The 5,893-nt window shown below is 31.4% G+C and carries 6 protein-coding genes and 1 other RNA gene; all 7 read right to left on the reverse strand.

Annotated features, from left to right (window positions below):
• Positions 1-214: 214 nt before the first annotated feature.
• The 7 genes from ssrA to secG all read right to left on the reverse strand — a co-directional run bounded on the left by ssrA (position 215) and on the right by secG (position 5,815).
• Positions 215-565, reverse strand: a transfer-messenger RNA (tmRNA) gene (gene ssrA / locus AC2LE6_RS08280).
• Between the two features lie 2 nt (positions 566-567).
• Complete coding sequence (locus AC2LE6_RS08285; protein ID WP_484478788.1) at positions 568-750, reverse strand: hypothetical protein; 183 nt, start codon at positions 748-750, stop codon at positions 568-570.
• Between the two features lie 40 nt (positions 751-790).
• The gene (locus AC2LE6_RS08290; protein ID WP_484478789.1) at positions 791-1,582 is read right to left on the reverse strand and encodes a sulfite exporter TauE/SafE family protein; all 792 of its coding nucleotides are present in this window, start codon (positions 1,580-1,582) and stop codon (positions 791-793) included.
• A 58-nt stretch (positions 1,583-1,640) separates the two neighbouring features.
• The gene (locus AC2LE6_RS08295; RefSeq protein WP_484478790.1) at positions 1,641-2,882 is read right to left on the reverse strand and encodes a hypothetical protein; all 1,242 of its coding nucleotides are present in this window, start codon (positions 2,880-2,882) and stop codon (positions 1,641-1,643) included.
• Positions 2,883-2,983: 101 nt separating this feature from the next.
• The gene (gene smpB, locus AC2LE6_RS08300) at positions 2,984-3,433 is read right to left on the reverse strand and encodes an SsrA-binding protein SmpB (protein ID WP_484478791.1); all 450 of its coding nucleotides are present in this window, start codon (positions 3,431-3,433) and stop codon (positions 2,984-2,986) included.
• An 11-nt stretch (positions 3,434-3,444) separates the two neighbouring features.
• Positions 3,445-5,541 carry a ribonuclease R gene (gene rnr / locus AC2LE6_RS08305; RefSeq protein WP_484478792.1) on the reverse strand — a complete coding sequence of 699 codons (2,097 nt, stop codon included), beginning with the start codon at positions 5,539-5,541 and terminating at the stop codon, positions 3,445-3,447.
• A 55-nt stretch (positions 5,542-5,596) separates the two neighbouring features.
• Positions 5,597-5,815 (reverse strand): preprotein translocase subunit SecG, encoded by a 219-nt coding sequence (secG, locus tag AC2LE6_RS08310; RefSeq protein WP_484478793.1) that lies wholly within the window; start codon positions 5,813-5,815, stop codon positions 5,597-5,599.
• Between the last annotated feature and the right edge of the window lie 78 nt (positions 5,816-5,893).

Consider the following 5,893-nt stretch of genomic DNA (forward strand, 5'->3'; position numbering starts at 1 on the left):
ATCTTTTATGTAATGATAATTAAAATGTTGAACTTCACTTTTTTTTACATTAAACTAGTTTCTCAGATTTGAAAAAGACCCTTGGTTCAACATGTTTTTGAAGAGTAATATCCGTACGTAAAAAGGCAAGTAACTGATAATTTATTTCAAACAAAAACCCGAGATAATAGCCCCACTAAGGGTAACTGCTAAAATCTCGGGACGCGTTCAAATTTGGTGGAGTTGAGGGGATTTGAACCCCTGTCCAAAATAGCCGACACTTCATTTTCTACATGCTTAGATCATTGATTAATTTAACTAGCTACCAAGCAATAATCATCCAAGTAACTAGCTAGTCTTATTAAGTTCATACATTCCGTTAAGACGGCACAGTTTGCATATATCCTAGATTAGCTGATCTCGAACTGTACACTTCTAGGCAATTATACAGTGAGAACGCGCTTATTTCTTAAGCTGCGTAAGCGTAATTTTGGTTTCCGGTTATATTTAACCTAGTGTTTTTACAGCCACAACGCTGGCATGCTTATCAAGCTCTAACTACCCTGTCGAATCCATAAACAACCCCGTTTATAAGAAGATACCAACGATTATTAATATGATACCCATAATAGCGTAAAATATTCTAGCCGGACCTTCACCAATTCTGTTTGCCATTCTCACCTGTTTTCTACTTTTGAACCCAGGGTTAATCGCACCAATAATTATAGAGTAAACACCAATTAAAATCAATAGATAATTCACGAATTCCATTATGATTCCTCCTAACTACTATATTCCTATTATATCATAGTTAGAAAAACATTGAAATTATGTTAGTACTGAACACTCCATTTACTATTAGATTTACACCCATAAATAATAGAATACCAAGCATAACTCTACTAAATAGCTTATCACTTACTCTTCTACTTAACCATACACCAGCCATACATGCGATTACACTAGGTATTATCATTAATCCAATACTACTAAAGACAAACGTCGTATAATTCCCAGCAACGGCATATCCGATGATTGCGACTATATTCATTACTAAGAAATAAGATACTAATGTAGTTCTAAACTTATTTCGTTCCATGTTTGTATTACTAAGTAAGATTAATACTGGTAATCCACCAAGACCTGCGATTCCATTAAAGAATCCAGAAATGATCCCAACTGGTATAAAATACTTACTCATTGTTTCTACGTTTATATGTCTTTTAAACTCAAAGAATGTTGTGTATATTCTATATAGTGCTAGTAACGTAATCACACTTCCAGCGATTATCTTTAATGCTTGTGCATTTTCAGGACTTTTTAAGAAGTATGCCCCAACAAAAGTAAAGATTACACCAAAGACTACTAACATCTTTATATTATCTAAACTTCTAATATTAAACTTCTTATTTTCTATAAGTATTGCAATGTTCATAAAAACATTAACGCTTATTACTATCGTTACTCCTTGGTCTAATCCAAAAGCTAACATAGTAACAAGTATTGGCATTGCAATTAGGTTTGTTCCAAACCCACTCCAACCCTTAATAAAAGCAGAGCTCATAAATACTAGTAGGAGAATAAAGAACAATTCTACAGTCATAAAATCACCTCTTCTCTACTATACTATAAGCTCTGCATATTTTATAATATTATACTAACTAATCGTTTAAATGATACTGTGTAAACCAATCATCAATAATAGTCCCTAACTCTCTATAGTTAACATCGTTATATATTAGTAGGTCCTCACTGTTTTTGACTTCTTCAAAGAAATCATAAAGTTCTTCAATATCATAAGTTGTTGATAACCCATCTTCAATTGGATCAACTCTATTTGTGAGTTGTTCGTCTGTCAATGAATAACTCGCAAAATATGTGTCAAATCCGCTGAATGAACCGTTAACTATACTACTATCAAATACATTTTCGTCATTCATTAGTGTAAATGAGTTTGGACTATGAATTTGAATATTAGTCCAACCATCATAATAGAATAAATTTAAATCCATTATAGTTGCATTTCCTATTTCTGAACTGCTTGATTCCCTATGATAAATTTGTTGAACAGTTTCTAAAGGTTCTGAGATCCCAACGTAAATTGTAGTAAACATCTCTTGTTCATTATATAACAAACTTCTTCCTGTTGCTTTGTTATAATACGCTATTTCATTAGCAGTATATAACTCATCATTTCCTACAGTAACTTTTAAGTACTCGTTTGTTTGAACATCGCCAAGATAAAATGCGTAATACTCAATATTATCAATATAATCTATAAATACAAATACTCCATCTTTAAATGACTTGACAACTTCACGACCAGCACCCAATTGTTCAAGATTCACATAATGAACTCCATCAGTAAAATCAAGATATGTAGTATTTTCGTTTGATGTAATTCCTCCAAACATATATTTTTGATAGATCATAAACTTATCATTTGTACCGACAACTTTTACATATTTATTGTCCATATAGTTACAAAATCCTTCCACCATATCTGCTTCTTCACAGTTATCATAGAAGTAAATCAAAGAGACATTTGAAAGAATTTGTCTGAAAAACTCAACAGGTGCAAGTCCGTACGTGTTGTCTCCTTCTACAGCATCTCTAACAATATTCTCTTTTGTAACTGATTCTCCTCTAAATGGAAAATCAATTGTGTATTCAAATAGACCTGGATATTCCTCATTAACTTTTTCTATCAATGAATTATTAAAATTGATAAAATCATCAAAACTAAGATTATACGTGTTTGATACTTCAATCATTTCAATATCAAGGTAACTTGCTGTATTTGTAAAGATATCATTCTCTACCATTTTTGCATCTTCTTTTTTACAACTTGTAAGTGTCAATGTGCTTAGTACTAATAAACTTAAAACTAATATTTTTTTCATAATTCCCCCAATAAAAATAAAAAGCCCAAATCGGGCTTAAGTTTCCCTACTTGTGCTTTAATTATAACATATTTAGATAGTATCACTATGACAAATTTGTCTTAGTACCTAGCATCCTTCATTACTTTGTCTAAACGCTTTTTAGTATCTTTTTCTTTTAATGATTGACGCTTATCATATTGCTTCTTACCTTTTCCAAGTGCAATTTCTATTTTACATAGTCCTTCTTTCATATAAACCTTTAAAGGGACTAAAGCCATTGCTTCTTGATTTACTTTATTTTGGATTTTTATGATTTCTTTTTTATGAAGTAAAAGTTTTCTAGTTCTTGTTTCATCATGATTGAACTGGTTACCTTGTTTATATTTACCGATATGCATGTTTATAATATATGCTTGCTCATTTCTGATCAGTGCATATGCATCTCTAATATTTACTTTTCCTTCACGTATGCTTTTAATCTCTGTACCGTGTAAAACTAAGCCACACTCATATGTATCATGAAGAACATATTCATGGCTAGCCTTTCTATTGTTTGCGATTATTTGCATATTGTCACCACCTATACTATTTTGAAGTCTACTTCACCTTCAGGGATATTAGTATTCATTACTTTTATTGTAACATTGTCTCCAACTTTATAGACATGTTTTTTACGTTCTCCTACTAACATCATTAGCTCTTCATCAAAATGATAATAATCATTTAATGTTTTAATATGTGCTAATCCTTCTACTGTGTTGGAAAGTGTAATGTATAGTCCGAATGAAGTAACACTACTAATAACACCTTCAAATGTTTTGTTTATATATTTTGTTATATATTCAGCTTTTTTCATATCAACTACATCACGTTCACACATGACTGCGCGACGTTCTGTCTCTGATGCTTGGGTTGCGATTGCCTCCATGTTTCTCTCATAGTAGTCAATCACTTCGTTAGATTGTTTTGGATTGAATAAGTACTCTCTTAACAATCTATGTACAATTAAATCTGGATAACGTCTAATTGGACTTGTAAAGTGTGTATAATATTTAAAACTTAATCCGTAATGACCTAGACATTGTTCACTGTATATTGCTTTTTGCATTGATCTAAGTACAAGTAAATTAATCCCTTTTTCAGAAGGATCTCCCTTAACTCTATCAAGTAACTTCTGAAGTTCGAAGTTGTTAATTTCAGTTTTTGCTTTTACTTTGAAACCTAGAGCATTGGTCATTCTAAGTAGTTTTTGGAGTTTATCTTCCTTTGGTTTATCATGGACACGATAAATGAAAGGCAAGTTCATCCAAAACACAGATTCTGCGACTACTTGGTTTGCTTTTAACATAAACTCTTCAATGATGTTTTCAGATACCCCACGGTCTCTAATTGTTATGTCAACAGCTTTACCATTGTCATCTAATGTAATGTATGATTCGTCTGTCTCAAAATTGATACTACCATATGCTTCACGTTTCTTACCAAGAACTTTAGCAAGGTTTCTCATATCATAAAACATTTCTATAAGGTCAAAGTATTCTTCAGCAAGTTCTACGTCTCCTAGAAATATTTTGTTTATCTTGTTGTAGGTCATTCTTTGATAACTCTTTATAACACTAGGATAGATGTCGTGTTTCACGACATTTCCTGATGGATTGATTTCCATATCACAAGAAATAGTTAAACGTTCTTCATGTGGTACTAAACTACAAATACCATTTGACAATGTTTCTGGAAGCATTGGTACAACACGTCCAGGAAGATATACAGATGTTCCTCTATCATACGCTTCTAAATCTAGTAAACTATCTTGAGTTACATAATGTGAAACATCAGCAATATGTACTCCTAAATGGAAGTTACCATTTGGTAATTTTTCCACTATAACTGCATCATCAAAATCTTTTGAATCATCACCATCAATAGTAATAATCTTTTCATTTGTTAAATCTCTTCTATTTTTATAGTCCTCTTTGGTTACACCTTTGAATTGATTAGCCTCTTCTATTACAAGAGGTGGAAATAATGGATCAATGTTATGTTTAAGTATTTTGCTTAGTACATCAATACCAGCATCATGTTTATTTCCAATGATTTCTTCAATAACACATTCGATTCTACCTCGCCATGAGTAATTGATAATTTTAGCTCTAACCATATCAAATTTTTTCGCATTGTTTTGGTTTTCAACTTTTACAATAACGTCAACTTTGATTGTTTTATCATCTGGAACAATTAAACCCATTCCATTCTTATAAATCATATACCCAATAACATGTGTATATTTTCTATCTAATACTCTCTTAACTTCACCCTCGGCACGAAGACCTTTCTTATTCTTATGAAGATGAACAAGAACTTTGTCTCTATTCATTGCCTCATTGATCATTGTCTGAGGGATGAAGATGTCATTTTTACTTGGGTCTTCAGGCATAACAAACCCAAATCCACGTTCTTTTAAATCTAGTGTACCAATCACAAAGTTTGTATTTTCAATCATTGTGATTTCATTTTTATTGTTTTCAATTAATCTGGCTTCAATTAGTAACTCGTTCATTGAACGAATCAGTTCTTTAAATTCTGAGCTCGTTGAAATATGAAGAACCTCTTTTAATTCTTCAATATTTGTTTTTTTAAGTGGTACACTTTGTAAATATTCTATTATTTGTTCTTTCATATTTTCACCTCCAACAAAAGAAAAAGAACACAATTTTTGTGTTCTTAAGATATTACTACAGCATCGCGAATACGCTAATTGTAATGAACAATAAACTTGTTCCTAACGTAATGCGACTTAATAAAAGCTCATAACCACGTTGCTTTTGGTTATTGAATAATTCGCTTTTCTCACCGCTAAATGCGCTGTCAATACTATCTTTTGAACTTTGTAATACTACTAATGTAATTAAGAATAAACTAACTACTAGTAAAACGATATCGATTGATTCCATATTGCTTCCTCCTAAACACTTAATCCAATGTATACGAAATATCCTATAAGGATAGATACACTAGGAATTAAATAAATA

This window comes from Candidatus Izemoplasma sp. (genome assembly GCF_982632705.1).